Origin of the sequence: Caulobacter sp. 602-1, from assembly GCF_003931565.1 — a bacterium.
Taxonomy (GTDB): Bacteria; Pseudomonadota; Alphaproteobacteria; order Caulobacterales; family Caulobacteraceae; genus Caulobacter.
On the sequence record NZ_RRYI01000005.1, the window covers coordinates 141,171 to 161,847 of the forward strand.

General features: G+C 67.9%; 23 protein-coding genes. 12 read left to right on the forward strand and 11 right to left on the reverse strand.

From position 1 onward, the window contains the following. Positions 1 to 25: 25 nt before the first annotated feature. The 5 genes from EIK80_RS16035 to EIK80_RS16055 form a co-directional block, all read right to left on the reverse strand. Positions 26 to 361 (reverse strand): metalloregulator ArsR/SmtB family transcription factor, encoded by a 336-nt coding sequence (locus tag EIK80_RS16035; RefSeq protein ID WP_125158025.1) that lies wholly within the window; start codon positions 359 to 361, stop codon positions 26 to 28. A 45-nt stretch (positions 362 to 406) separates the two neighbouring features. Next, positions 407 to 3,619 carry an efflux RND transporter permease subunit gene (locus tag EIK80_RS16040; RefSeq protein ID WP_125158026.1) on the reverse strand — a complete coding sequence of 1,071 codons (3,213 nt, stop codon included), beginning with the start codon at positions 3,617 to 3,619 and terminating at the stop codon, positions 407 to 409. Next, positions 3,616 to 4,650, reverse strand: coding sequence for an efflux RND transporter periplasmic adaptor subunit (locus tag EIK80_RS16045; RefSeq protein ID WP_125158027.1), 1,035 nt, complete (start codon positions 4,648 to 4,650; stop codon positions 3,616 to 3,618). Before EIK80_RS16045 ends, EIK80_RS16040 begins: the two co-directional genes overlap by 4 nt. A 194-nt stretch (positions 4,651 to 4,844) precedes the next feature. Next, entirely contained in the window at positions 4,845 to 5,171 is a 327-nt protein-coding gene (locus EIK80_RS16050; RefSeq protein ID WP_125158028.1) for a rhodanese-like domain-containing protein, read from the reverse strand. After that, the gene (locus EIK80_RS16055) at positions 5,171 to 5,515 is read right to left on the reverse strand and encodes a helix-turn-helix transcriptional regulator (protein ID WP_125158029.1); all 345 of its coding nucleotides are present in this window, start codon (positions 5,513 to 5,515) and stop codon (positions 5,171 to 5,173) included. Before EIK80_RS16055 ends, EIK80_RS16050 begins: the two co-directional genes overlap by 1 nt. A 154-nt stretch (positions 5,516 to 5,669) precedes the next feature. On the opposite strand from EIK80_RS16055, the gene EIK80_RS16060 reads away from it, so the two are divergent. The 3 genes from EIK80_RS16060 (at position 5,670) to EIK80_RS16075 (ending at position 8,535) form a co-directional block, all read left to right on the forward strand. Beyond that, positions 5,670 to 6,950 (forward strand): NAD(P)/FAD-dependent oxidoreductase, encoded by a 1,281-nt coding sequence (locus tag EIK80_RS16060; RefSeq protein ID WP_125158030.1) that lies wholly within the window; start codon positions 5,670 to 5,672, stop codon positions 6,948 to 6,950. Positions 6,951 to 7,069: 119 nt separating this feature from the next. Next, complete coding sequence (locus tag EIK80_RS16070; protein ID WP_125158031.1) at positions 7,070 to 7,273, forward strand: DUF2892 domain-containing protein; 204 nt, start codon at positions 7,070 to 7,072, stop codon at positions 7,271 to 7,273. Further along, entirely contained in the window at positions 7,270 to 8,535 is a 1,266-nt protein-coding gene (locus EIK80_RS16075; protein WP_199743507.1) for a TolC family outer membrane protein, read from the forward strand. The genes EIK80_RS16070 and EIK80_RS16075 overlap by 4 nt, the downstream gene beginning before the upstream one ends. A 52-nt stretch (positions 8,536 to 8,587) precedes the next feature. Here the strand turns inward: EIK80_RS16075 and EIK80_RS16080 are convergent, their stop codons facing one another. Both EIK80_RS16080 and EIK80_RS16085 read right to left on the reverse strand, forming a co-directional pair. Continuing rightward, positions 8,588 to 9,931, reverse strand: coding sequence for an ATP-binding protein (locus EIK80_RS16080; RefSeq protein WP_125158032.1), 1,344 nt, complete (start codon positions 9,929 to 9,931; stop codon positions 8,588 to 8,590). Between the two features lie 2 nt (positions 9,932 to 9,933). Then, on the reverse strand, positions 9,934 to 10,653 hold the full coding sequence (locus EIK80_RS16085) for a response regulator (RefSeq protein ID WP_125158033.1): 720 nt from the start codon (positions 10,651 to 10,653) through the stop codon (positions 9,934 to 9,936). 154 nt (positions 10,654 to 10,807) lie between these two features. On the opposite strand from EIK80_RS16085, the gene EIK80_RS16090 reads away from it, so the two are divergent. The 4 genes from EIK80_RS16090 to dusA all read left to right on the forward strand — a co-directional run bounded on the left by EIK80_RS16090 (position 10,808) and on the right by dusA (position 14,028). Then, the gene (locus EIK80_RS16090) at positions 10,808 to 11,215 is read left to right on the forward strand and encodes a hypothetical protein (protein WP_125158034.1); all 408 of its coding nucleotides are present in this window, start codon (positions 10,808 to 10,810) and stop codon (positions 11,213 to 11,215) included. Between the two features lie 86 nt (positions 11,216 to 11,301). Continuing rightward, positions 11,302 to 11,715, forward strand: coding sequence for an EF-hand domain-containing protein (locus EIK80_RS16095; protein WP_125158035.1), 414 nt, complete (start codon positions 11,302 to 11,304; stop codon positions 11,713 to 11,715). Beyond that, positions 11,712 to 12,638, forward strand: a complete 927-nt coding sequence (locus tag EIK80_RS16100; protein ID WP_125158036.1) for an alpha/beta hydrolase — start codon at positions 11,712 to 11,714, stop codon at positions 12,636 to 12,638. Before EIK80_RS16095 ends, EIK80_RS16100 begins: the two co-directional genes overlap by 4 nt. 370 nt (positions 12,639 to 13,008) lie before the next feature. Further along, positions 13,009 to 14,028 (forward strand): tRNA dihydrouridine(20/20a) synthase DusA, encoded by a 1,020-nt coding sequence (gene dusA, locus EIK80_RS16105; protein ID WP_125158037.1) that lies wholly within the window; start codon positions 13,009 to 13,011, stop codon positions 14,026 to 14,028. Between the two features lie 15 nt (positions 14,029 to 14,043). On the opposite strand, the gene EIK80_RS16110 is transcribed toward dusA, so the two are convergent. Continuing rightward, the gene (locus EIK80_RS16110; RefSeq protein ID WP_125158038.1) at positions 14,044 to 14,553 is read right to left on the reverse strand and encodes a TIGR02281 family clan AA aspartic protease; all 510 of its coding nucleotides are present in this window, start codon (positions 14,551 to 14,553) and stop codon (positions 14,044 to 14,046) included. A 288-nt stretch (positions 14,554 to 14,841) separates the two neighbouring features. Here EIK80_RS16110 and EIK80_RS16115 point away from each other — a divergent pair, with 288 nt between their 5' ends. After that, positions 14,842 to 15,174: a hypothetical protein gene (locus EIK80_RS16115; protein ID WP_125158039.1), complete on the forward strand. Its 333-nt coding sequence runs from the start codon at positions 14,842 to 14,844 to the stop codon at positions 15,172 to 15,174. A 9-nt stretch (positions 15,175 to 15,183) separates the two neighbouring features. Here the strand turns inward: EIK80_RS16115 and EIK80_RS16120 are convergent, their stop codons facing one another. Further along, a complete protein-coding gene (locus EIK80_RS16120) occupies positions 15,184 to 15,408 on the reverse strand; it encodes a DUF1289 domain-containing protein (RefSeq protein WP_125158273.1) in 225 nt (74 codons plus the stop codon). 105 nt (positions 15,409 to 15,513) lie between these two features. On the opposite strand from EIK80_RS16120, the gene EIK80_RS16125 reads away from it, so the two are divergent. The 4 genes from EIK80_RS16125 to EIK80_RS16140 all read left to right on the forward strand — a co-directional run bounded on the left by EIK80_RS16125 (position 15,514) and on the right by EIK80_RS16140 (position 19,509). Then, on the forward strand, positions 15,514 to 16,395 hold the full coding sequence (locus EIK80_RS16125) for a nicotinate-nucleotide--dimethylbenzimidazole phosphoribosyltransferase (protein ID WP_125158040.1): 882 nt from the start codon (positions 15,514 to 15,516) through the stop codon (positions 16,393 to 16,395). 150 nt (positions 16,396 to 16,545) lie between these two features. Beyond that, positions 16,546 to 17,760, forward strand: coding sequence for an acyl-CoA dehydrogenase family protein (locus EIK80_RS16130; RefSeq protein WP_125158041.1), 1,215 nt, complete (start codon positions 16,546 to 16,548; stop codon positions 17,758 to 17,760). A gap of 106 nt (positions 17,761 to 17,866) precedes the next feature. After that, positions 17,867 to 19,006: an acyl-CoA dehydrogenase family protein gene (locus tag EIK80_RS16135; protein WP_125158042.1), complete on the forward strand. Its 1,140-nt coding sequence runs from the start codon at positions 17,867 to 17,869 to the stop codon at positions 19,004 to 19,006. A 365-nt stretch (positions 19,007 to 19,371) separates the two neighbouring features. Further along, positions 19,372 to 19,509, forward strand: coding sequence for a hypothetical protein (locus EIK80_RS16140; RefSeq protein ID WP_125158043.1), 138 nt, complete (start codon positions 19,372 to 19,374; stop codon positions 19,507 to 19,509). A 144-nt stretch (positions 19,510 to 19,653) separates the two neighbouring features. On the opposite strand, the gene EIK80_RS16145 is transcribed toward EIK80_RS16140, so the two are convergent. After that, positions 19,654 to 19,968, reverse strand: a complete 315-nt coding sequence (locus EIK80_RS16145) for a hypothetical protein (RefSeq protein ID WP_125158044.1) — start codon at positions 19,966 to 19,968, stop codon at positions 19,654 to 19,656. A 100-nt stretch (positions 19,969 to 20,068) separates the two neighbouring features. Next, a complete protein-coding gene (locus EIK80_RS16150; protein WP_125158045.1) occupies positions 20,069 to 20,677 on the reverse strand; it encodes a TIGR00730 family Rossman fold protein in 609 nt (202 codons plus the stop codon).

A 20,677-nucleotide genomic window follows, 5' to 3' on the forward strand; every position in this document is an offset into this window, starting at 1 on the left:
GCCTGGGGGCGACGTCCGGTCGCGATCAGGTCTTGCTCGACCCGCGATAGACGTCGCAGAGGGTCTCCAGCACGCGCATCGCGGCCGGATCGTCCAGCCGGTAGAAGATGGTCTGGGCCTCGCGGCGCGTGGCCACCAGGCCCTCGGCGCGCATCTTGGCCAGATGCTGCGAGGTCGCCGACTGGGCCAGCCCGACATGAGTCGCCAGATCGCCAACGGAGGCCTCGCCATCGATCAGGCGACACAGGATCAGCAGCCGTTGCTCGCTGGCCAGGAGCTTCAGAAGTCTGGCCGCGGAATGGGCGCTGGCGGCCAGATCCTGGATATCGTCGGCCGGCGCGGAGATGGTAAGGCTGGTCATCTGCCTAATGTAGAAGATACGCATGCAGGTTCAAGGCGACCTGGCTCAAGGTCGAGAGGCCTCCGCGTGTCCGGGCCGCCCGTCATCGCGCAGGACGATGTAGATCGCCGGGATGACCAGCACGGTCAGCACCGTCGATGAGGCCAGGCCGAACAGCAGCGAGATCGCCAGGCCCTGGAAGATCGGGTCGAACAGGATCACCGCCGCGCCGATCATGGCCGCCAGGGCGGTCAGGACGATGGGCTTGAAGCGGATGGCCCCGGCCTCCAGCAGCACCTCGCGCAGCGGCCGTCCGCCGGTCTGGCTGTGGCGGATGAAGTCGACCAGCAGGATCGAGTTGCGCACGATGATCCCGGCCAGGGCGATGAAGCCGATCATCGAGGTGGCGGTGAAGGGCGCCTTGAACAGGATGTGGCCGATGACGATGCCGACCAGGGTCAGGGGGATGGGGGTGAGGATCACCAGCGGCAGGCGAAAGCTTTTGAACTGGGCGACGACCAGCACATAGATGCCCAGGATCGCCACCCCGAAGGCCGCGCCCATGTCGCGGAAGGTCACCCAGGTGATCTCCCATTCGCCGTCCCAAAGTACCGTGGGCCTGCGCTCGTCGGTCGGCTGGCCGTTCATGCGGATGTCGGGCTTGGGTAGCGCGCCCCAATCGGCGGTCCGGATGGCCTTGTCGACAGCCATCATGCCGTAGATCGGCGCCTCGTAGGCGCCGGCCAGTTCGGCCATCACCATGTCGACGTCGCGGCCATCGCGGCGGAAGATGTGGGTCGATCCGGGCTCCTGGGAAGCGGTGACGACCTCGCCCAGTTCGACGAGGCGGCCGCTTTGGCTCTGGGCCACGGGCAGGGCCGCCAGGCCTTCGCCCCAGCTGCGCGCCGATTGCGGCAGGCGCACCGAAATCTCCAGAGGGTCGCGCCCCTCGCCGCGATGGGCGTAGCCGACGACCTGGCCGCCGAAGGCCGCGCCGATCGAGTCCAGCACCTGCCGGTCATCGACCTTCAGGGCTTCGAGCCGATCGCGATCGGGGACCAGACGCAGGCCGGGGCGGGCTTGGCCGTAGCTGTCGTCGACGTCGACGATGTAGGGCACGGCCTTGAAGATGGCCTTGACCCGTTCGGCCACGGCGCGTCGCGTCTGGGCGTCGGGTCCATAGATCTCGGCCAGCAAGGTGGCCATCACCGGCGGTCCGGGCGGGGCTTCGACCACCTTGATCGATGCGCCGGGGGGCAGGGCGACCTTGGCCAGTCGCTCGCGCAGGTCCAGGGCGATGACGTGGCTGGAGCGCTTGCGCTCGCCCTTCTCGGCCAGGGCGACGGACAGATCGCCCTGGTCCGGGCGACCGCGCAGATAGTAGTGGCGGACCAGACCGTTGAAATTGAACGGGGAGGCGGTTCCGGCATAGGCGTCGATCGCCGTGACCTCGGGCAGGGTGCGGGTGATCGCGGCCGCGTCGGACAACGCTCGGCTGGTCGCCTCCAGCGAGGTTCCTTCCGGCATGTCCAGCACCACCTGCAGTTCGGACTTGTTGTCGAACGGCAGCAGTTTCACCGTCACGGTCTTGGTGGCGAACATGGCGCAGGCCAGCAGGGTGGCCAGGCCCACGCCGATCAGGAACGTCCAGGCGCTCCTGCGCGTGGCGATCACCCGGCCGGCGACTTGGCGATAGAGCGCGCCGAGCCTGCCTTCGCCGTCATGGTCATGACCGCCAGCCGCCAGGGTCTTGCGGGCGAAGCGTACCATCAGCCAGGGCGCGATGACCACGGCGACGAAGAACGAGAACACCATGGCTGCCGAGGCGTTGACCGGGATCGGGGCCATGTAGGGGCCCATCAGGCCCGAGACGAACAGCATCGGCAGAAGGGCCGAGACCACGGTCAGGGTGGCCACCACCGTGGGATTGCCCACCTCGGCCACCGCGTCGACCGCCGCGTCGATCCGGCTTCGGCCGTCGTTCATGGCCCAATGGCGGGCGATGTTCTCGATCATGACGATGGCGTCGTCGACCAGGATGCCGATCGAGAAGATCAGGGCGAACAGGCTGACCCGATTGATCGTGTAGCCCATCAGATTGGAGGCGAAGAGGGTCAGCAGGATGGTGGTGGGGATGACCACGGCGGTCACCGCCGCCTCGCGCCAGCCGATCGCCAGGCCGATTAGCACCACGATGGACAGGGTCGCCAGGCCCAGGTGAAACAGCAGCTCATTGGCCTTTTCGTTGGCCGTGGCCCCATAGTCGCGGGTGACGGCCACGTCCAGGCTGTCGGGCAGCAGCGAGCCCTTCAGGGTCTGGACCCGGGCCAGAACCGCCTGCGAGACGACGACGGCGTTGGCTCCCTTGCGCTTGGCGATGGCCAGACTGACCGCGGGCGCTTGGTTCCAAACCCCATCGACGCGGGCGTAGCGCCAGACGCGCGCCTGATCCTCGCGAGGAGCCTGTGCGACGTCGGCGACGTCGCGGACATAGACCGCCTGGCCGCTGGCCGAGGGCAGGGCCAGCAGGCTGATGTCGGTGGCGCTGGTCAGGCTGCGGCCGGCCGTGACGTCGATCGCCTGGCCGCCTCCGCGCACCTGGCCGGCGGGAAAGGCGCGGTTGGCCTGGCGCACCGTATCCATCAGCGCGCCAAGCGACACGCCGTGTTGCGCAAGGCGCGCCGGATCGGGCGCGATGCGGATCTCCTCGGGCCGGCCGCCGACGATGAAGGTCAGGCCGACATTGTCGACCTTGGCCACTTCGGTCCGAAGCTTGCCCGCCAGTTCATGGAGCGCCTGATCGGTCCACTGGCCGGCCGCGCCGGACTTCGGCGACAGGGTCAGCACCAGGCTGGGCACGTCATTGATGCCGCGGGTCTGGATCAGCGGCTCGGCGATGCCGGCGGGGATGCGATCATAGTTGGCGCGGATCTTCTCGTGGATGCGGACGGCCGCGGCGTCCGGGTCGACCCCGACCTTGAAGCGGGCGGTGACCATCACCTGGTTGTCGTCGGCGAAGGTGTAGACGTGCTCGACCTCGGCGACGCTCTTGACGATGGTCTCCAGCGGCTTGCCGACCAGTTCGATGGCGTCGGGCGCGCGCAGGCCGGGGGCCGCGACCATGATGTCGACCATCGGCACGCTGATCTGCGGTTCCTCCTCGCGGGGGATCGAGACGAGCGCCAAGAGGCCCACGGCGATCGCCGCCAGCAGGATCAGGGGCGTCAGGGGCGACTTGATCGACGCCTTGGTCAGGCGCCCGGAAAGGCCCAGGTTCATCGCGCGCGCTCCGCCGGGGTCAGAACGTCGCCTATGCGCAAGCCGGACAGAACCTCGACCGCGTCCGCCGCGGCGGCGGGGCGGGTCTGGATCGGCGCTTCGGAGATCGCGCCGCTGGCGTCGACCAGCCTGGCGTAGTCAACGCCAAATCGGGTGGCGACATAGCGTCGTGGAATGACGATTGCCTGGCGCTCCCCGATCTTGATGGCGGCGCGCACGCGCTGGCCGATCAGGTCGCCGGGCAGGTTGGGCGCGGTGACGTCGGCGGTGACCTGGCCCGCGGTGATCGCGGGGTAGATCTGGGCGATGGTTCCGCCCGCGGCGACGCCGTGAAGGTCATCGGCCGCGAGGTCGACGGGGTCGCCGACCTTGAGCGCGCGCGCCTGGCCTTCGGGCAGCTCGATACGCACGACGAGCGGGCCGGCGGTGATCTTGGCGACCGACTGACCGGGCATGACCACCGAACCGACCGGTACGTCCGCGACCAGGACCCGGCCGGCGGCCGGAGCCAGGATCGCGCCCTGGGCGCCCAGTTCGGCGCTGGCGCCGCGCTGGGCGCGGGCCGCCGTCAGATTGGCGTTGGCGGCCTTGGCCTGGGCCTCGACCTGATCCAGGCGCGCCTGGGCGTAGACGCCATGCGAGAAGAGATCGCGCGTGCGGGCCAGATCGGCCTGGGCGCGCGCCGCCTCGGCGGCGGCGGCGGCGACCTGGGCGTCGAACGCCCCGGTCTGCAGGGCTAGCCGGTCATCCTTGATCCGGCCGATCATCTGGCCCTGGCGGACGATGTCGCCCTCCTTGACGCTCAAGGCCGCCAAGGTCCCGGAGATCCGCGCCCGAGCCTCGGCCATGTCCCGCGTGGTCAGGGTTCCGGGCACGGGTTTGAGGTCCGCCACGGTCTGGGCGCGGATGGTCAGGCGTCCGGCGGCGGGCGCCGTCCTGATCGTCGGCGTGGCCGCCTCCTTGGGCTCGCCACAGGCGCTGAGCAGCAAGGCCGCGCCCAAGGCGCTGATCAGATATGGCCGGGCCGTCATGGCGTCCCCTCCAGATGTTCTTGTGATGGTCGGCCAGTGTCCCGATTCCGAAGTTCGCAAGCGTTCGTGGCAAGCTCCGACGAACTTCGGAATCGATGGGGGCACTAGTAAGTTTATGTTTCTAATGTGCTTTTTTGGATTTGAAGTTCGCTCGGAGCCTGATCCAAGTGCGGGCGAACTTCAAATCCAGCACACTAGCGGACGGTCGGCAGGCCCGCGGCCTTCCAGGCCATGATCCCGCCGGTCAGGTGGGTGTCGAGCGCCTGGCCGGCCTTCTGGCAGTGGCCCACGGCGGTCGCCGAGCGCTTGCCCGAGCCGCAGCTGAAGACCACGGCCTTGTCGCCGGCGTCGGGCAGGGCGTTGGGGTCGAAGCTCGAGAGCGGGACATTGACCGCGCCGGGAATGCGCTCGGCGGCGAACTCGGCGGGCTCGCGCACATCGACCAGCAGGATCTTGTCGGCGTCGAGGGCGGCCTTCACCTGGTGGGCGGTGAGGTCCTTGGTCTTGGGCGATCCGAACATCAATGGGTCTCCTTGAAGGGGGCGGGCGAGGCGGGGGTCTCGGGAACCGCGCAGAACAGACGCGACAGGGTCTCGACCAGGGCGCGGGCCTGGCCGCTGCGAAGGTCGTAGAAAATGGTCTGGCCCTCGCGACGGGCCGAGACGACGCCGTCGCGGCGCAGCAGCCCCAGGTGTTGCGAGGTCAAGGTTTCGCGCACCCCCAGAGCCTGGGCGAGCGCGCCCACCGACTGCTCGCCGTTGACCAGCGCGCAGACGATCATCAGCCGATGCGGATTGGCCAGCGCCTTGAGCAGGGCGCAGGCGTCATCCGCGGAAGCCTTGAGGGCGTGAGGTTCAAAATTCATGGTTGCGTATATGCGACTTTATGCATATTTAGTCAAGCATCGATCAGGATGACGCTATCCCGAGCGTTCGGGGCCGGACCTGATCCTCGTCAAAGTGAGCCGCCCGGAATGAGCCAGTCTCGGCTCCAAACCAGGGCGTTGGAGGAACGAGATCATGGCTAAGCCGCGCATCGTCATTCTGGGCGCTGGACTAGGCGGCGCGATCGCCGCCTTCGAGATCAAGCAGGCCGTCGGCGACAAGGCGCAGGTCGAGGTTGTCTCCCAAGGCGACACCTTCCACTTCGTGCCGTCGAACCCCTGGGTCGCCGTTCATTGGCGCAAGCGCGAGGCCATCGAGGTCAAGCTGCCGCCTGTGTTCCAGAAGAAGGGTATCGCCTTTCGAGGCGTGGGGGCGGCCAAGGTCATGCCCGAGCGCAACCAGCTGGAACTGACCGACGGCGTACTGCTCGACTACGACTACCTGGTGATCGCCACGGGGCCGGAATTGGCCTTCGACGAGATCCCGGGTCTTGGCCCGCACGGCGGCTTCACCCAGTCGGTGTGTCATGTCGACCATGCCGAGGCCGCCGCCGCCGCCTTCGATCGCTTTGTCGAAAACCCCGGGCCGATCATCGTCGGTGCGGTGCAGGGCGCCTCATGCTTTGGTCCGGCCTACGAGTTCGCGATGATCCTCGACACCGAGCTCAAGCGCCGCAAGATCCGCGACAAGGTTCCCATGACCTTCGTCACCTCCGAGCCCTATGTCGGCCATTTGGGCCTGGACGGGGTGGGCGACACCAAGGGACTGCTGGAAAGCGAGATGCGCCAGCGGCACATCAAGTGGATCACCAGCGCCAAGGTCGCCTCGGTCGAGGCGGGCGTGATGCATGTGGAGGAGATCGCCGAGGACGGCGCGGTCAAGGCGACCCATGATCTGCCGTTCGCCTATTCGATGATGCTGCCGGCCTTCCGAGGCGTGGCGGCCGTTCACGGGGTCAACGGCCTGACCAATCCGCGCGGCTTCATCATCGTCGACAAGCACCAGCGCAATCCGACCTATCAGAACGTCATGGCCCTGGGCGTCTGCGTGGCCATCGCGCCCACCGGCAAGACGCCCGTGCCCGTGGGCGTGCCCAAGACCGGTTTCATGATCGAGAGCATGGTCACGGCCATCGCGCACAATCTCAAGGACATGGTGAACGGTCACCCCGCCACCCGCGAGGCGACCTGGAACGCCATCTGCCTGGCCGATTTCGGCGACGGCGGCGTGGCCTTTGTCGCCCAGCCCCAGATCCCGCCGCGCAACGTCAACTGGTCGGCCAGCGGCAAGTGGGTGCACTTGGCCAAGGTCGGGTTCGAGAAATACTTCCTGGCCAAGGTCAAGCGCGGCGAGAGCGAGCCCTTCTACGAGAAGCTCGCCCTGGACGTCATGGGCATCCACAAAATCAAGCCCTGAGGGCTGGCCGAGGCCGTCATCGCCCGGTCCGCCGGGCCGATGAGCGCGGCCCAGATCGTCGCCTGGACGCGCCAGGCCCTGGCCCAGGCAAGCGCCTGAGCCGCTAGAGGAGGTTGATCATGACTATCGACCGTATGGTTTTGGCGTTCGCCGGCTTTGTCGTTCTCCTGGGCGTCGGGTTGGCCCATTTCGTTCACCCCTGGTGGATCGCCCTCTCGATCTTCGCCGGTCTCAACATGATCCAGGCGGCTTTCACCGGCTTTTGCCCGGCCGCGATGATCTTCAAGAAGCTCGGCGTCAAGCCGGGTGTCGCGTTCCGGTGAGCACCGTGCGCGCCGTCCTGGTTCTGACCTTGCTGGCCAGTGTCGCCGCGCCGTGGGGCGCGTCGGCCATGACGCTTCCCGAGGCCATCGCCCTGGCGCGACGCTCCAATGCCGACCTCGCCCAGACGCGGGCGCGGTCCGACGTGGCTTCGGCGCGCCTCGCTCAGGCTCGGGCCGGCCGCCTGCCCAGTCTGATCTTGTCCGGCGAGGGCGCTAGCGGAACGACCGATCTGGGCGGCTTCTTCGGCTTTGGCCAGAGCGATGTGTCGCCCCGCGCGGCGTCGCTGCAACTGCGCCTGCCCCTGTTCACCGGCGGCGGCGTCAGCGCCGCCATCGCTCGCGCCGGCGAAGGCGAGGCCGCCGCCCGGGCCGAGCTTGGCGGTGCGACCTCCATGCTGAGCGCGCAGGTCGCGGCCGCCTATGTCGGCGTCCTCAGCGCCCAGGACCTCTTGGCTCTGAGCCGGGCCCAGGTCGTCCAGATGGACACCATCACGGCCCAGGCGAAGCTTCGCTTCAAGGGCGGCGAGATCCCCCGCACCGAGCTCGACCAGGCCGTGGCCCGTCAGGCGGAGAGCCGTGCGGCGCTGGCCCGGGCCGAAGGACAACTGGCCAGAAGCCGGGCCCACTTCGTCTCGGTGGTCGGCGCGGAGCCCGACAGCCTGGAGGCGGCGATCGCGCCTCCCGCGACGCCCGCCTCGCTCGACGAGGCGATCGCGATGGCTTCCCGGTCCAGCCCCATACTGCTGACCGCCGAGGCGGCCGAGCGCGCGGCCCAGGCCGGGGTCCGCTACGCCCGCGCCGAACGCCTGCCCAGCCTGGCCTTGACCGCGACCGCCAGCACGGCGCGCGATCAGTTCTTTCCCGGCTACCGCGCCGACGGCGTGACCGTCGGGGTGCAGGGGCGATGGACGCTATTTTCAGGCGGCGCGGTGAGCGGCCGCGTCGACGAGGCCAATGCGGAACTTCGCCGCGCCCAGGCGGGCGTGGACGCGGCGCGGGCTCAGGTGCGCGAGGCGGTGATCGGCGCCTGGGGCGATGTGGTCACCGCGCGCGCGGTGATGCTGGCCGCCACCGACCAGGCCAGCGCCGCGACCAGCGCGCTCGACAGCGTCCGCAATGAAGTGCGGGTGGGCCAAAAACCCGTTCTGGATCTTCTCGACGCCGAGCGCGAGGCCCTGGCCGCGCAAAGCGCCCTGGTCGCGACGCGTGGCGAGGTGACGGTCTCGGCCTATCGGCTCGAGGCGCTGCTGCACGGTCAATGAGGCGGCGCTTCCTGGCCGGGCGCGGCTTGGGCGCCCAGGGCCGACCCGCGGATCAGGGCGTGTCGGACGGGAGAGTGATTGTCGCGGCCAAGCCGCCCTCTGGTCGGTTGCTCAGGATCAGCCGCCCCCCTTGTCCCTTGGCTAGGGCTTGGACGATGGACAGGCCAAGGCCGGCGCCGCCGGTGCGGCGGTTGCGGGAGGACTCGCCGCGCTCGAACGGGGCGGTGAGGGTCGCCAGCGCCTCGGCTGGCAGGCCCGGACCATCGTCCAGCACCATGATCTCGACCTGGCCTTCCTGGCGGCGAACGTCGAGCGTGACCGCGCCGCCATAGCGGACGGCGTTGTCGATCAGGTTGTCCAGCATCCGCCGCAGAGCCAGGGGCGATGACCAGACCCTGGCGGCGATATCTGGCGCGAGGACGACCGTCTGGCCCATCTCTCGGCGCAGGGCGACCAGGGTTTCCAGTTCGCGACGCAGGTCGATCGCGCGAGCCCCGTCGCCGCGACCCGCGTCCTGGCGCGCGAACAGCAGGGTGTCGTCCAGCAGTTGGGCCATCTCGGCCAGGTCGGCGCCGGCCTTGGCCCGCTGGGTCTCGTCGGCGATGAACTCGGCTCGCAGCGTCAGGCGGGTCAGATAGGTGCGCAGGTCATGGGCGATGGCGGCCAGCATCCGGGTGCGCTCGTCCATCAGGCCGCGGATCTGGTCGCGCATGGTGTTGAACGCCGCCGACAGCTCGCGAAGCTCGCGCGGACCGCGCAGCGGCAGGACCTTGGCGTTCAGGTCGTCACCGAACCGGGCTACCTCGCGCGCCAGCAGGGTGACGGGCCGGGTGGTCTGGCGCACGGCCAGGGTCAGCATCAGCAGGGTGACCGCCAGCAGGGCGGCGGCCGCCAGCGAGACGCGACCGAAGAACAGGCGGGCGGTCTCGGGCGCGCGGCGGCGCAGGACGAGCACCTCGCCGTCGGTCAGCCGCACCGAGAGCAGCAGCGCGTGGCGACCGGGCAGGGCGCCGTCCCTGAGCCGGCCGCCGCGACGGATGTCGATGCGCAGTTCGCGACCGCCCAGGGCGGCGCGATAGGCCTGATAGCCGGGGTCGCGGTCGTCGGCGATCCGGGCGCGAAGCCTTAGAGGAGGGAAGTCGGGCCGCAGGGTCGTGCGGATCACCCCGGTGTCGAGGGCCGTGATCACCTTGGTCCTGGCCGCCGGCGGGCTGGCTTCCACCGCCTCGACGATGGCCCGCGCCTCCGACGGGCGAGGCAGCTGATAGAAGCGCACGCCGCCTTCGCCGCCGCCTTGCGGCCAGACGAGAAGCGTCGCGCCGATCAACAGCATCACCGCCAGGCCGGTCAGCAGGATCGCCGTCATTCGGGTCGAGAGATTGTCGGCCAGCAGCATGATCAGACCCGCTCGGTCGGGGCGCTGAACAGATAGCCGCCGCCCCGCACGGTCTTGATCAAGGCCGATCCGCCAGCGCCCGCGCCCAGCTTGCGACGCAGGCGGCTCAGCAAGACGTCGATGGCGCGATCGAATGGCTCGGCGCTGCGACCGCGCGTCCAGTCCAGCAGCTGGTCGCGGCTGAGCACCCGCTGGGGATGGCGCAGGAAGGCCATCAGAAGGTCATGCTCGCCCCCGGTCAGAACCACGGCCTGGCCTTCGGGATCGGTCAGGTCGCGGCTGGCGGTGTCCAGTCGCCAGCCCGCGAAGGCCAGCACCTCGCCGGACGGGGCGCTGGCCACCCGATGGATCTCGCGCGTGCGGCGCAGGATCGCCTTCACCCGCGCCAGCAGTTCGCGCGGATTGTAGGGCTTGGCCAGATAGTCGTCGGCTCCGATCTCGAGCCCGATCACCCGGTCGATATCATCGCCCTTGGCGGTGACCATGAGGATCGCGACCTCGCCGCCCGCCCGCAGCCGACGGCACACCGACAGGCCATCCTCGCCCGGCATCATGATGTCCAGCAGGACCAGGTCGACCCGACGGCGGGCGGCCAGCCGGTCGAAGGCGGACGCGTCCTCGCAGCCGACCGCCTCGTAGCCCTCTCGGCGCAGCAGCCCCAGGGTCAGGTCCCGAATTTCGGCGTCGTCTTCCACGACCGCGATCAGCGTGTTGTCGGCCATGACAAGCCAATGCCCCAAGCCCGGGTTGGGCGGAAGTCGCCACCAGGCCCGTTTACACTTCGATACAGTTCGTCGGACAGGCGCAAACAGGCGATTGCACGACCATGGTCAGGTGGCGGCGTCGAGGGACACCGACACAATCAACGGAGCTATCATGCGCAAGACTTCCATCCTGGCGGCAGGCCTTTCGACCCTTACCGTGCTGGCCGCGATGATCGCCGCGCCCGCCCAGGCCGGCCAGCACGGCCGCTTCGTCAGCGTTCAGGGCGCGCGCGGCCACGGCTATGTCCACAGCCGCGATGTCAGCCGTCAGCCGGGCGCGATCGCCGTGTCGCGCGGAACCCAGACCAATTCGGGCCGCGGCGTCGCCAGCAATCGCAGCGCCAGCTGGGGCGAGGGCGCCTATCAGGGCGGGGCGACCCGCACCTTCAACAACGGCGCCTCGGCCAGCCGCAGCACCCATGTGGTCGACAACCATGACGGCACGGTGAGCTACGACCATTCGCGCACCGGCTATGACGGCGCCACGCGGTCGGTCAGCGGAACGGTGAACCGCCCCTGATCACCCACCCCTGACCGAACGCGTCCCGGCCCGCCGCGCCATTGCCCCCAAACCGCGCGGCGGGCCGCTCTTTCCGGAGTTTGAAAGTGAAGATCTTGATCCTGTCGGCCGCCCTGGCCCTGGCCGTCTCGGGAGCCCATGCGGCTCCCCGTACGTTCGGCGGCGGGCTGGAAAAGGCCGACGCCAACCACGACGGCTATGTCACCCCCGAGGAGTTCAAGGCCGCTCGATCAACCCAGTTCGACCGCCTCGATCGCAACGGCGATGACCTGGTGACGCTGTCGGAGTTCCCCCGCCTGGCCAAGTCGAACCGCTCCAAGGCCAAGGCGCTGAAGACGGTCATCACCCACGCCGACCGCAACGGCGACGGCCGCGTGACCCGCTCCGAGTTCGTGGACGGACCAGCCCCATTGTTCGATCGCGCGGACCGCGACCACGATGGGCGCCTGTCCCGGGACGAGATCGCCGCCGCCCGCGACCAGTTCGAGGCCCTGAAATGAAAATCAAACCCCTGACCACAGCGGCGATCGCCGTGGCGGCGTTGGCCGTGATGGGCGCCGGCGTCGTTGAGGCCCGCCAACTGGGACTCGGCATGCGCGGACAGCTTCGCCAGCGCCTGTTGGAAAGGAAGGCCGAGGAGGCGCGGCCCATCGACCTGCGGGCTATTATGCCGGGCGCTCGAAAGCAGACCGACGCTTACGGGAGCGACGCGGCCCAGCGGCTGGATGTCTACCTCCCGCCGGGCGCTCGGAACGCGCCGATTCTGATCATGGTGCATGGCGGCGCGTGGAAGATCGGCGACAAGGCCAATACAGGCCCGGTCGAGAACAAGCTCAAGCACTGGCTGACGAAGGGCTGGATCGTGGTGAGCGTCAACTACCGGATGCTGCCCGACGCCATGGCCTATGAGCAGGCTCAGGATGTCGCCCAGGCCGTGCGGTGGGTGCAGGGACACGCCGACGGCTGGGGCGGCGATCCGAACAGGGTGATCCTGATGGGTCACTCGGCCGGAGCCCATCTGGTGGCGCTGTTGTCCTCGCGCCCCGACATGGTCGGCAAGGCCTGGGCGGGGACGGTGGTGCTGGATTCCGCCACGATGCAGGTCTCGACGACCATGGCGGGACGCCATCCTCGCTTCTATGACGAAGCCTTCGGCGCCGATCCCGCCTACTGGGCCAAGGCCTCTCCGATGGACCAGTGGACGCCGCGGGCCGTGCCCATGATGCTGACCTGCTCGACCAGGCGACCAGACGATCCCTGCGCCGATGCCCGCCGGTTCCAGGCCAAGGCGCAAGCGGCGGGGCGCGACATGCCGGTTCTGCCTCTGGATCTGACCCATGCCGACGTCAATCGCACGCTGGGGCTGCCCGGCGCCTATACGGATGCGGTCGACGACTTCATCGCCGCGCGGTTTTCCCGGTAGTTCTTCCACGGGCGGGAATTGAGGGAGCGGACCCGCATGCGCGAGCGCGCGCGCCAGCTCCAAAAGGGGCTGGGCGCCGCAGCGTCGCGGATCATCAGATGCGATTGTCGCTTCGATCCATGCCGAGCGGCGCCGCTCCTTCCGGCCGGCCCGGCTTTCTGCGTCCTTGCGTAGGGTGAAGCTCTCCCCCAGATAGCGACCCTTGCGAGGGACTTGGGCGCAACAGCGTCCTGATTTCTGTTTTGGAGGGTGGCCAATTTCGTGTGCTCTATGCGCGCGGCCAGCGATCGATTTTCGGGAACACGCCCGAAATCTGGCCCCAACATTGATGCGTATGTGAGCGGCTTGGTCTCGTGGTGTTGCTATAGAAATGCATGAATTTCAGCCGCATAGACTGTCCGTCGCGCCGATGATGGACTGGACCGATCGGCACTGCCGGTCGCTGCATCGGGTCCTGTCGCGCCGCGCGCTGCTCTATACCGAGATGGTGACCAGCGGGGCCGTCGTACATGGCGATCGCGAAAAGCTGCTGGGCTATGACCCCGCGCAGCACCCGGTGGCGCTGCAGCTGGGCGGATCGGATCCGGCCGAGCTGGCCCAGGCGGCGCGGATCGCCGAGGATTACGGCTATGACGAGATCAATCTGAACGTCGGCTGCCCATCGGATCGCGTGCAGAGCGGCCGGTTCGGGGCCTGCCTGATGCGCGAGCCCGACCTGGTGGCCGAGTGCATGGCGGCGATCAAGGGCGCGGTGAAGGTCCCCGCCACGGTCAAGTGCCGGATCGGCGTCGACGACCAGGACCCCGAAGAGGCGCTGTTCACCCTGGTCGACCGCAGCGCCGCGGCGGGGATCGAGGGCTTCGTGGTCCACGCGCGCAAGGCCTGGCTGAAAGGTCTGTCGCCGAAGGAGAACCGGGACATCCCGCCGCTGGACTATGAGCTGGTCTACCGCCTCAAGCGCGAGCGGCCGAACCTGACCATCGCCATCAATGGCGGCGTGCCCGGCGTCGATGCGGCGCTGGAGCATCTGGCCAACGGCGTCGACGGGGTGATGCTGGGGCGCGCGGCCTATCATGAGGCCGGCCTGCTGGGCGAGGTCGATCGGCGGGTGTTCGGCCTGGATGTCGCCGATGTCGACAGTTTCGAGGCGGTCGAGCGCTACAAGCCGTACCTGGCCCGCGAGCTGGCGGCGGGGACGCATCTGGCGGCGATGAGCCGGCACATGCTGGGCCTGTTCCACGGCCTGCCGGGCGCGCGGGCGTGGCGGCGCATCCTCACGGTCGAGGGCGTCAAGGCCGGCGCGGGCCTGGATGTCGTGGATCGGGCGCTGGACGCCGTGCGTCTGGCGCGGGCGGCGCGCGAGGAGCGGGCGGAAGTTCCGGCGGCCTAGGTCCGGGTCCTAGTCTTAAGGATGCAGGATCAGCGAGGTCGGCGTCGCTTCGAAGCGCGACAGGCGGCCCAGATAGCTCATGCCCAGCAGCGAGTTCTCGAGGCCCTTCTCGATGACCAGGGCGTCGACGTCGCGGACCTTGGCGCCGGCGATGGCGACGGTGGCCAGCTTGACCGAGGCGGCGCGGGTGCGGCCGTCGGCGGTGATGACGTTGTAGTCGTAGTTCAGCTTGCTGGTGTCGATGCCCAGGCGCTGGGCGTCGGCCATGCTGAGCGAGACGGCGGTGGCGCCGGTGTCGACCAGGAAACGGACGGCCTTGCCGTCCACCGAGCCCTGGGCCCAGAAGTGGCCGTCGCGGTCCTTGGTCAGCTGAGCCGCGCCGCCTTCGGCGCCGCCGAGCGTGGCCGCCGCGGCCGAGGGGGCGCGCAGCTCCGGATGGCGCAGATCGTCGAGCGAGACGACGGCCTTGGCCGCCCCCACCGCCGAGAGGGCCCCCACGAGTGCGATCGCCGCGAACCTCAACATAAAGACACCCTGCCGTCTCGGCTTTGAGACCGCTTCTGCGGCCGTTGCCTAGATCATTACCGGGCAGGCGTTTTCAAGGCGTGAATCGACAAGGCGATTTTCACGTCATGGTTACCAATATCGTAACAAGTATATCTCTGTACTGAATATCGCCTGCATTACATCGATTTAATATTAAACATTACGTCGACGTAATGCTTTTCATGTCTTGGAATTAACTTCGGAAAGCTTTCGCTTGGCGCTATCTCTCCCGGCCATAGAACAAATGGCTAAAGAGGGATTATCGCCATGAAAGCCGTCCTTATCGCGCTCGTCGCCGCTGGCTCCATCGCGGGCGTTGCTCACGCCGGCGCCACCGACAAGCAGTTCGTCGAAGCCTCGCGCTGCAGCGCCCTGGCGGCCTCGGAAAACCTGGGCAAGCTGGACACCTCGGCCGTCGACGCCTTCCTGCGCAATTCGGCCGCCGAGCAGAAGCAGTCGACCCGCATCGAGGCCGTCACCAAGATGAACAACGCCCGCAAGAAGGCCGACTCCGCCAACGGCAACGCCAAGCTGAAGCTGATCGCCGAGCGTGATCAGGTCTGCGCGCCGTTCATCGGCGCGGCCCAGGCCTCGCGCTAAGGCCCTACGTCAAGGCCGGGTCCCGGAGGCCGCCATCAAGGCGATCATCGGATCCGGACGATCGGGGAGGGCGGTTATGATGGCCGCCCTTTCCGCGTCGGTGAGTCTGGCCCAACCGGCGATCTCCGGCAGGGTCCGCCGACATCCCAGGCAATAGCCGCTGGCGCCGTCGACCGCGCAGACCTTCACGCAGGGCGTGGCGATCGGGCGGGGCGGCTTGGCTGGCGCGCTCATGGGGGCGTCGGTGCTCATCCTTTTCAGCATCCCCGCTCTGGCGGCGGCGCGCAAGCGTGGCCCTCGGGGGTTGCTTTGGCCGTGGACGGGTTTAAGTCCGCGACCATGACCGCTTCTCCCTTCGCCGACATCCGCCAACTCGCCATCTCGCCGCCCACGCCGGGGCCGTCTCCGACGCTTGAGCAGGGCGGGCGCCTGGCCGAGATCGCCGCCTGGCTGACCGCGTGGAGCGGCAAGACCCCGCCGGTCGTGAACCGTCCGGTGGTGGCGCTTTATGCGGGCGCGCGCCAGGGCGTGGGACCGCGCGGCTACGCCCGCGACCGTCTGGAAGCCATCGCCTCGGGCGGGGCCACCGTCTCGCGCCTGGCCGGCGCGCAGGGCGCGGGCCTGGAAGCCTTTGACCTCGCCATCGACCGCCCGTCGCCGGACTTCATCGACAAGCCCTCGATGAGCGAGAAGGAGGCCGCCGCCACCATGGCCTTCGGCATGGAGGCCCTGGCCAAGCAGCCCGACCTGCTGATTCCCGGCGTCATCGTCGCCGAGGCCGCCCGCACCGCCGCCGCCATTTGCCTGGCCCTGTTCGGCGGCGAGGCCTCTGACTGGAGCGACGATCCCGAGCCGATCGCCGCCGCCGTCGCGCGGGCCAGGGAAGAGGGCATGGGCTCCGACCCGCTGGAGATCCTGCGTCAGCTGGGCGGGCGCGAAACCGCCGCCGTCGCCGGCGCCATCCTGGCCGCGCGTGTCCAGAAGGTGCCGGTGCTGCTGGACGGCTACGCCGCCTGCGCCGCCGCCGCCATCGTCCGCGCCGTCGAGCCGGGCGCCATCGACCACTGTCTGGCCGCCCACGTCAGTCCGAACAAGGGGCACGCGCGCCTGCTCGAAATCCTCGACAAGCGACCGCTTCTGGCGCTCGATACGGTCGACGAGGAAGGGGTCGGCGGCGCCTCGGCCCTGGCGCTCGTCAAGCTGGCCTGCGAGGTGCGTTAGGCTGGATTTCCGGGTGTTAGGTGAACGCGGATAACATTCGCTTCCGTTGACGCTAACGTCATCTTTCCAAACGTCCGTTCGACATCTATCGTGGCGCCTGAAACGCAATAACGGCCTCCCTCAGAGGGGCCGATTGAACGGGAGCCCGCCATGAATCTGGACTTCTCGCCCGAGGACCTCGCCTTCCGCGACGAGGTTCGCGCCTTTATCGCCGAGAACTATCCGGCGGGCCTGCGGGAAAAGCAGGAAGAGGGTGAGGAGATGGCCAAGGAGGACTTCCTCTCCTGGCACCGCACCCTCGCCAAGAAGGGCTGGGTCGCCCCGGCCTGGCCGGAGAAGTACGGCGGTCCGGGCTGGACCTCGGTGCAGCGCTACATCTGGTCGGAAGAGACCGCCCGCGCCGACTGCGTGCCGATCCTGCCGTTCGGCATCAACATGGTCGGCCCGGTGATCTACACGTTCGGCACGCCCGAGCAGAAGGAACGCTTCCTGCCGCCGACCCTGTCGGGCGACATCTGGTGGTCGCAAGGCTACAGCGAGCCGGGCGCGGGTTCCGACCTGGCCAGCCTGAAGACCAAGGCCGAGCGCTTCACCGGCGATGACGGCAAGGAATACTACCTGGTCAACGGCCAGAAGACCTGGACCACCCTGGCCCAGCACGGCGACTGGATCTTCTGTCTGGTTCGCACCGACCCGAACGCCAAGATCCAGGAAGGCATCTCGTTCCTGCTGATCGACATGAAGTCGCCGGGCGTGACCGTGCGGCCGATCATCACCCTGGGCGGCGAGCACGAGGTCAACGAAGTCTGGCTCGAGAACGTCAAGGTGCCGGTCGAGAACCGCATCTACGAGGAAAACAAGGGCTGGACCTGCGCCAAGTTCCTGCTGGCCCACGAGCGTAGCGGCATCGCCGGCGTGGCCCGCTCCAAGCGCGGCATCGAGCGCATCCGCCAGATCGCCTCGGTCGAGCTGTCGGACGACGGCGACGCCCTGATCAAGGATCCGATGTTCAAGCGCAAGGTCGCCGAGCTGGAGATCGACCTGACGGCCCTGGAATACACCGAGCTGCGCACCCTGGCCGGCGAAGCGGCCGGCAAGGGCCCGGGTCCGGAGTCGAGCGTGCTGAAGATCAAGGGCACCGAGATCCAGCAACGGATCACCGAACTGGTGCTGGAAGCCGCCGGCCACTACGGCGCACCGTACTTCCGCGGCTTTCCGAAGGACGGCGACAACGCCCATCCGATCGGGCCCGACTTCGCCCACCGCGCGGCGCCGACCTATTTCAACGTCCGCAAGACGTCGATCTACGGCGGCTCCAACGAGATCCAGCGCAACATCATCGCCAAGATGGTGCTGGGGCTCTAGCGCCCGCGATAACGTTCCAGGCCGCCGAGCGGCCTGGACTTTCGCTTTCTCATGATTTCAACGACCCGGCCCTGATGCCGGGCGACAGAAGAACGGAAACCCAGGGATGGATTTCAACTTCACCGAAGAGCAGTCGATGGTCCGCGACACGGTCGCGAGCTTCCTGCAGGACAAGTACGACTTCGAGACCCGCCGCAAGATCGTCAGCTCCGACGCTGGCTGGCGCGCCGACTACTGGAAGGCCTTCGCCGAGGAGCTGGGCATCCTGGGCGCTTCGTTCAGCGAGGAATTGGGCGGCCTGGGCGGCGGTCCGATCGACAACATGATCATCATGGAGGAGTTCGGTAAGGCGCTGGTCATCGAGCCCTATCTGGGCACGGTGGTGATCGGCGGCGGCTTCATGAAGCATTCCGGCTACGCCGGCGCGGCCTCGGTGATCGAGGGCATCGTCGGTGGGACCACCACCATCGCCTTCGCCTATGCCGAACCGCAGGCGCGCTACACCTGGCAGGATCTGAAGACGACGGCCAAGAAGGACGGCTCGGGCTGGGTCCTGAACGGCCACAAGGCCGTGGTGGTCGGCGCGCCGTTCGCCAGCCACCTGATCGTCACGGCGCGCACCGGCGGCGCTCAGCGCGACGCCGGCGGCGTGGGTGTGTTCCTGATCGACAAGAGCCTGCCGGGCGTGGTCACCCGCGACTATCCGACCGTCGACGGCAACCGCGCGTCGGAAGTCTATTTCGAGAACGTCTCGGTCCCGGCTGACGCCCTGATCTCGGAGAGCGGCCTGGACCTGGTCAACCAGGTGATCGACGAGGCCACCGCCGCCGTCGGCGCCGAGGCCGTGGGCGTGCTGCGCAAGCTGCACGAGGGCACGCTGGACTACGCCAAGCAGCGCAAGCAGTTCGGCACGGCCATCGCCAACTTCCAGGTGCTGCAGCACCGGATGGTCGACATGTTCATCGAGGTCGAGCAGTCGGTGTCGATGACCTACATGGCCACCATCAAGGTCGAGGAGAGCGCCGCCGAGCGCGCCAAGGCCGTCTCGGCCATGAAGGTCCGCATCGGCCGCGCCTGCAAGTTCGTGGGCCAGAACGCCATCCAGATCCATGGCGGCATGGGCATGACCGACGAACTGGCGATCGGCCACTACTTCAAGCGCGCCACCCTGATCGAAGGCCTGTTCGGCTCGGTCGATCATCACCTGAAGCGCTACGAATCGCTGTCGTTCGACGCCGCGGCGTAAGCCTGGGGCGGCGACGCCCACGGACGATCGATCCAACCCAGGGAAATCGCCTGCGTCACGCCGACGCGGGCGATTTTTTTATGCTTCCGCCCGTTCGGCGCGCGACATTCTGGAAATCGGCCTCGCGGCGTTAATCCTTGTCCGCAAAGGCTTTGTGCACAAGGCGCTGGGCGATAATTATCTGTATAAGGACTAAATGTAACGTGCCGAAACCGGGTTTGTCTGCACGCTGATATGATCCTTATACGGATAAAAATCGCTTGCGAACGCCGCTATTGAGACCACCTTTGTCGTCGACGCGCTGACGACTAGGAGGGTGAGAGCCCCTGTAAGCCGCGCGCGTCTCCTGGTCCTAACGGCTATGTCTGGGAGACGCCGCCATGAACGTATCGAAGATGAACCACGCCATGTTCTCGTTCGCCCTGATGGGCGGCATGCTGGTGGGAGGTCGGCCCAGTACGAAGCCGCCCAAGTCGTCGTCCGCGAAGTCTGGACGGAAGTGAGTGCTTGAAGCGTCGGCGCGTGACGGTCGCCGAAACCGGCGTCCACTTTAGGCGGTCACGCGCGTAAAGGGTCCCACACCCCAAGAAAAAGGCCTCCGCCATCGAACGGCGGAGGCCTTTGCTTTTCGACGCCCCGTGAGCGCCTCAGCTCTTCTTGGCGGCCGTGTTGCAGTCGGCGAGGCCAGCTTCGTCCAGCGTCTTGCCGCGATAGCTGAACGCGGTCAGTTCGCCCACCTGGCCGGCCAGGCGGCGGCAGGCGCGAGCGATCGGCAGCGATGGCACGGTCAGCGCGCTGCAGGAGTCGTCCTTGCAGCGCCAGACCGAACCTTCGTGGATGAACTGCTCGGTGGTGGCGGCGGCCTTCAGCTTCAGCGAGGCGCTCTGGGTGTCGGCGGCGTTGGCCGAACCCGCGAACATCAGGGCGCAGGCCGTCAGGCCCGCGAAAACAGCGGTACGCATATCCTTGGTCTCCTATCCCCGCGCCGGATGGGAGTTCCGACGCACGAGCGCGCCGTTCGGCGAACAGCGGCTCAAGCCTATAGTGCGTTTCTTTTGAAAACTAAGTCAATGGGCGAAGCGTCGCCGGCGCGCCAGTCAGGTAGGTTTCCTGGTCCCAGGCCAGCAGGGCCGGGGTGACGTCCTCGGCCTTCTCGACCGAACGCCAGGCGTCGGCCAGGGCGGGCGGGGTCAGGCGCGCTTCGATCGTGTGTTGGATCAGCGCGAAGAACGGATCCCAGAAGCCGCCGGGGTTATGGAACACGATTGGCTTCTGGTGAAGATCTAAACGACGCCAAGATAGCAATTCGACGATTTCTTCAAGCGTGCCGATGCCGCCCGGCAGTACGACGAACGCGTCCGCTTGTTCGAACATCATCATCTTGCGTTCGTGCATGTTGTCGACGATCACCGTCTCGACATCGTCGAACGGCTGCTCGCGGCCGCGCAGGAAGTCCGGGATGACGCCCAGCACCTTGCCTCCGGCCGAATGCGCGCCGCGCGCCGATGCGCCCATCAGCCCCACGCCGCCGCCGCCATAGATCAGCTTCAGCCCCGCGCGCGCGAAGCTCTCTCCGATCGTGAAGGCGTCGGCGATATAGCCGGGATCGGCGTCGTTGGATGATCCGCAATAGACGCAGACGGAGCCCAGGCGGCTAGACTCGTTGGGCAT

What these genes read in the sequence shown, in the direction of transcription:
- EIK80_RS16035 (WP_125158025.1), bottom strand. Translation starts at nt 361, where the DNA reads ATGACCAGCCTTACCATCTCCGCGCCGGCCGACGATATCCAGGATCTG.
- EIK80_RS16040 (WP_125158026.1), bottom strand. Translation starts at nt 3,619, where the DNA reads ATGAACCTGGGCCTTTCCGGGCGCCTGACCAAGGCGTCGATCAAGTCG.
- EIK80_RS16045 (WP_125158027.1), bottom strand. Translation starts at nt 4,650, where the DNA reads ATGACGGCCCGGCCATATCTGATCAGCGCCTTGGGCGCGGCCTTGCTG.
- EIK80_RS16050 (WP_125158028.1), bottom strand. Translation starts at nt 5,171, where the DNA reads ATGTTCGGATCGCCCAAGACCAAGGACCTCACCGCCCACCAGGTGAAG.
- EIK80_RS16055 (WP_125158029.1), bottom strand. Translation starts at nt 5,515, where the DNA reads ATGAATTTTGAACCTCACGCCCTCAAGGCTTCCGCGGATGACGCCTGC.
- EIK80_RS16060 (WP_125158030.1), top strand. Translation starts at nt 5,670, where the DNA reads ATGGCTAAGCCGCGCATCGTCATTCTGGGCGCTGGACTAGGCGGCGCG.
- EIK80_RS16070 (WP_125158031.1), top strand. Translation starts at nt 7,070, where the DNA reads ATGACTATCGACCGTATGGTTTTGGCGTTCGCCGGCTTTGTCGTTCTC.
- EIK80_RS16080 (WP_125158032.1), bottom strand. Translation starts at nt 9,931, where the DNA reads ATGCTGCTGGCCGACAATCTCTCGACCCGAATGACGGCGATCCTGCTG.
- EIK80_RS16085 (WP_125158033.1), bottom strand. Translation starts at nt 10,653, where the DNA reads ATGGCCGACAACACGCTGATCGCGGTCGTGGAAGACGACGCCGAAATT.
- EIK80_RS16090 (WP_125158034.1), top strand. Translation starts at nt 10,808, where the DNA reads ATGCGCAAGACTTCCATCCTGGCGGCAGGCCTTTCGACCCTTACCGTG.
- EIK80_RS16100 (WP_125158036.1), top strand. Translation starts at nt 11,712, where the DNA reads ATGAAAATCAAACCCCTGACCACAGCGGCGATCGCCGTGGCGGCGTTG.
- dusA (WP_125158037.1), top strand. Translation starts at nt 13,009, where the DNA reads ATGCATGAATTTCAGCCGCATAGACTGTCCGTCGCGCCGATGATGGAC.
- EIK80_RS16110 (WP_125158038.1), bottom strand. Translation starts at nt 14,553, where the DNA reads ATGTTGAGGTTCGCGGCGATCGCACTCGTGGGGGCCCTCTCGGCGGTG.
- EIK80_RS16115 (WP_125158039.1), top strand. Translation starts at nt 14,842, where the DNA reads ATGAAAGCCGTCCTTATCGCGCTCGTCGCCGCTGGCTCCATCGCGGGC.
- EIK80_RS16120 (WP_125158273.1), bottom strand. Translation starts at nt 15,408, where the DNA reads ATGAGCGCGCCAGCCAAGCCGCCCCGCCCGATCGCCACGCCCTGCGTG.
- EIK80_RS16125 (WP_125158040.1), top strand. Translation starts at nt 15,514, where the DNA reads ATGACCGCTTCTCCCTTCGCCGACATCCGCCAACTCGCCATCTCGCCG.
- EIK80_RS16130 (WP_125158041.1), top strand. Translation starts at nt 16,546, where the DNA reads ATGAATCTGGACTTCTCGCCCGAGGACCTCGCCTTCCGCGACGAGGTT.
- EIK80_RS16135 (WP_125158042.1), top strand. Translation starts at nt 17,867, where the DNA reads ATGGATTTCAACTTCACCGAAGAGCAGTCGATGGTCCGCGACACGGTC.
- EIK80_RS16145 (WP_125158044.1), bottom strand. Translation starts at nt 19,968, where the DNA reads ATGCGTACCGCTGTTTTCGCGGGCCTGACGGCCTGCGCCCTGATGTTC.
- EIK80_RS16150 (WP_125158045.1), bottom strand. Translation starts at nt 20,677, where the DNA reads ATGCCCAACGAGTCTAGCCGCCTGGGCTCCGTCTGCGTCTATTGCGGA.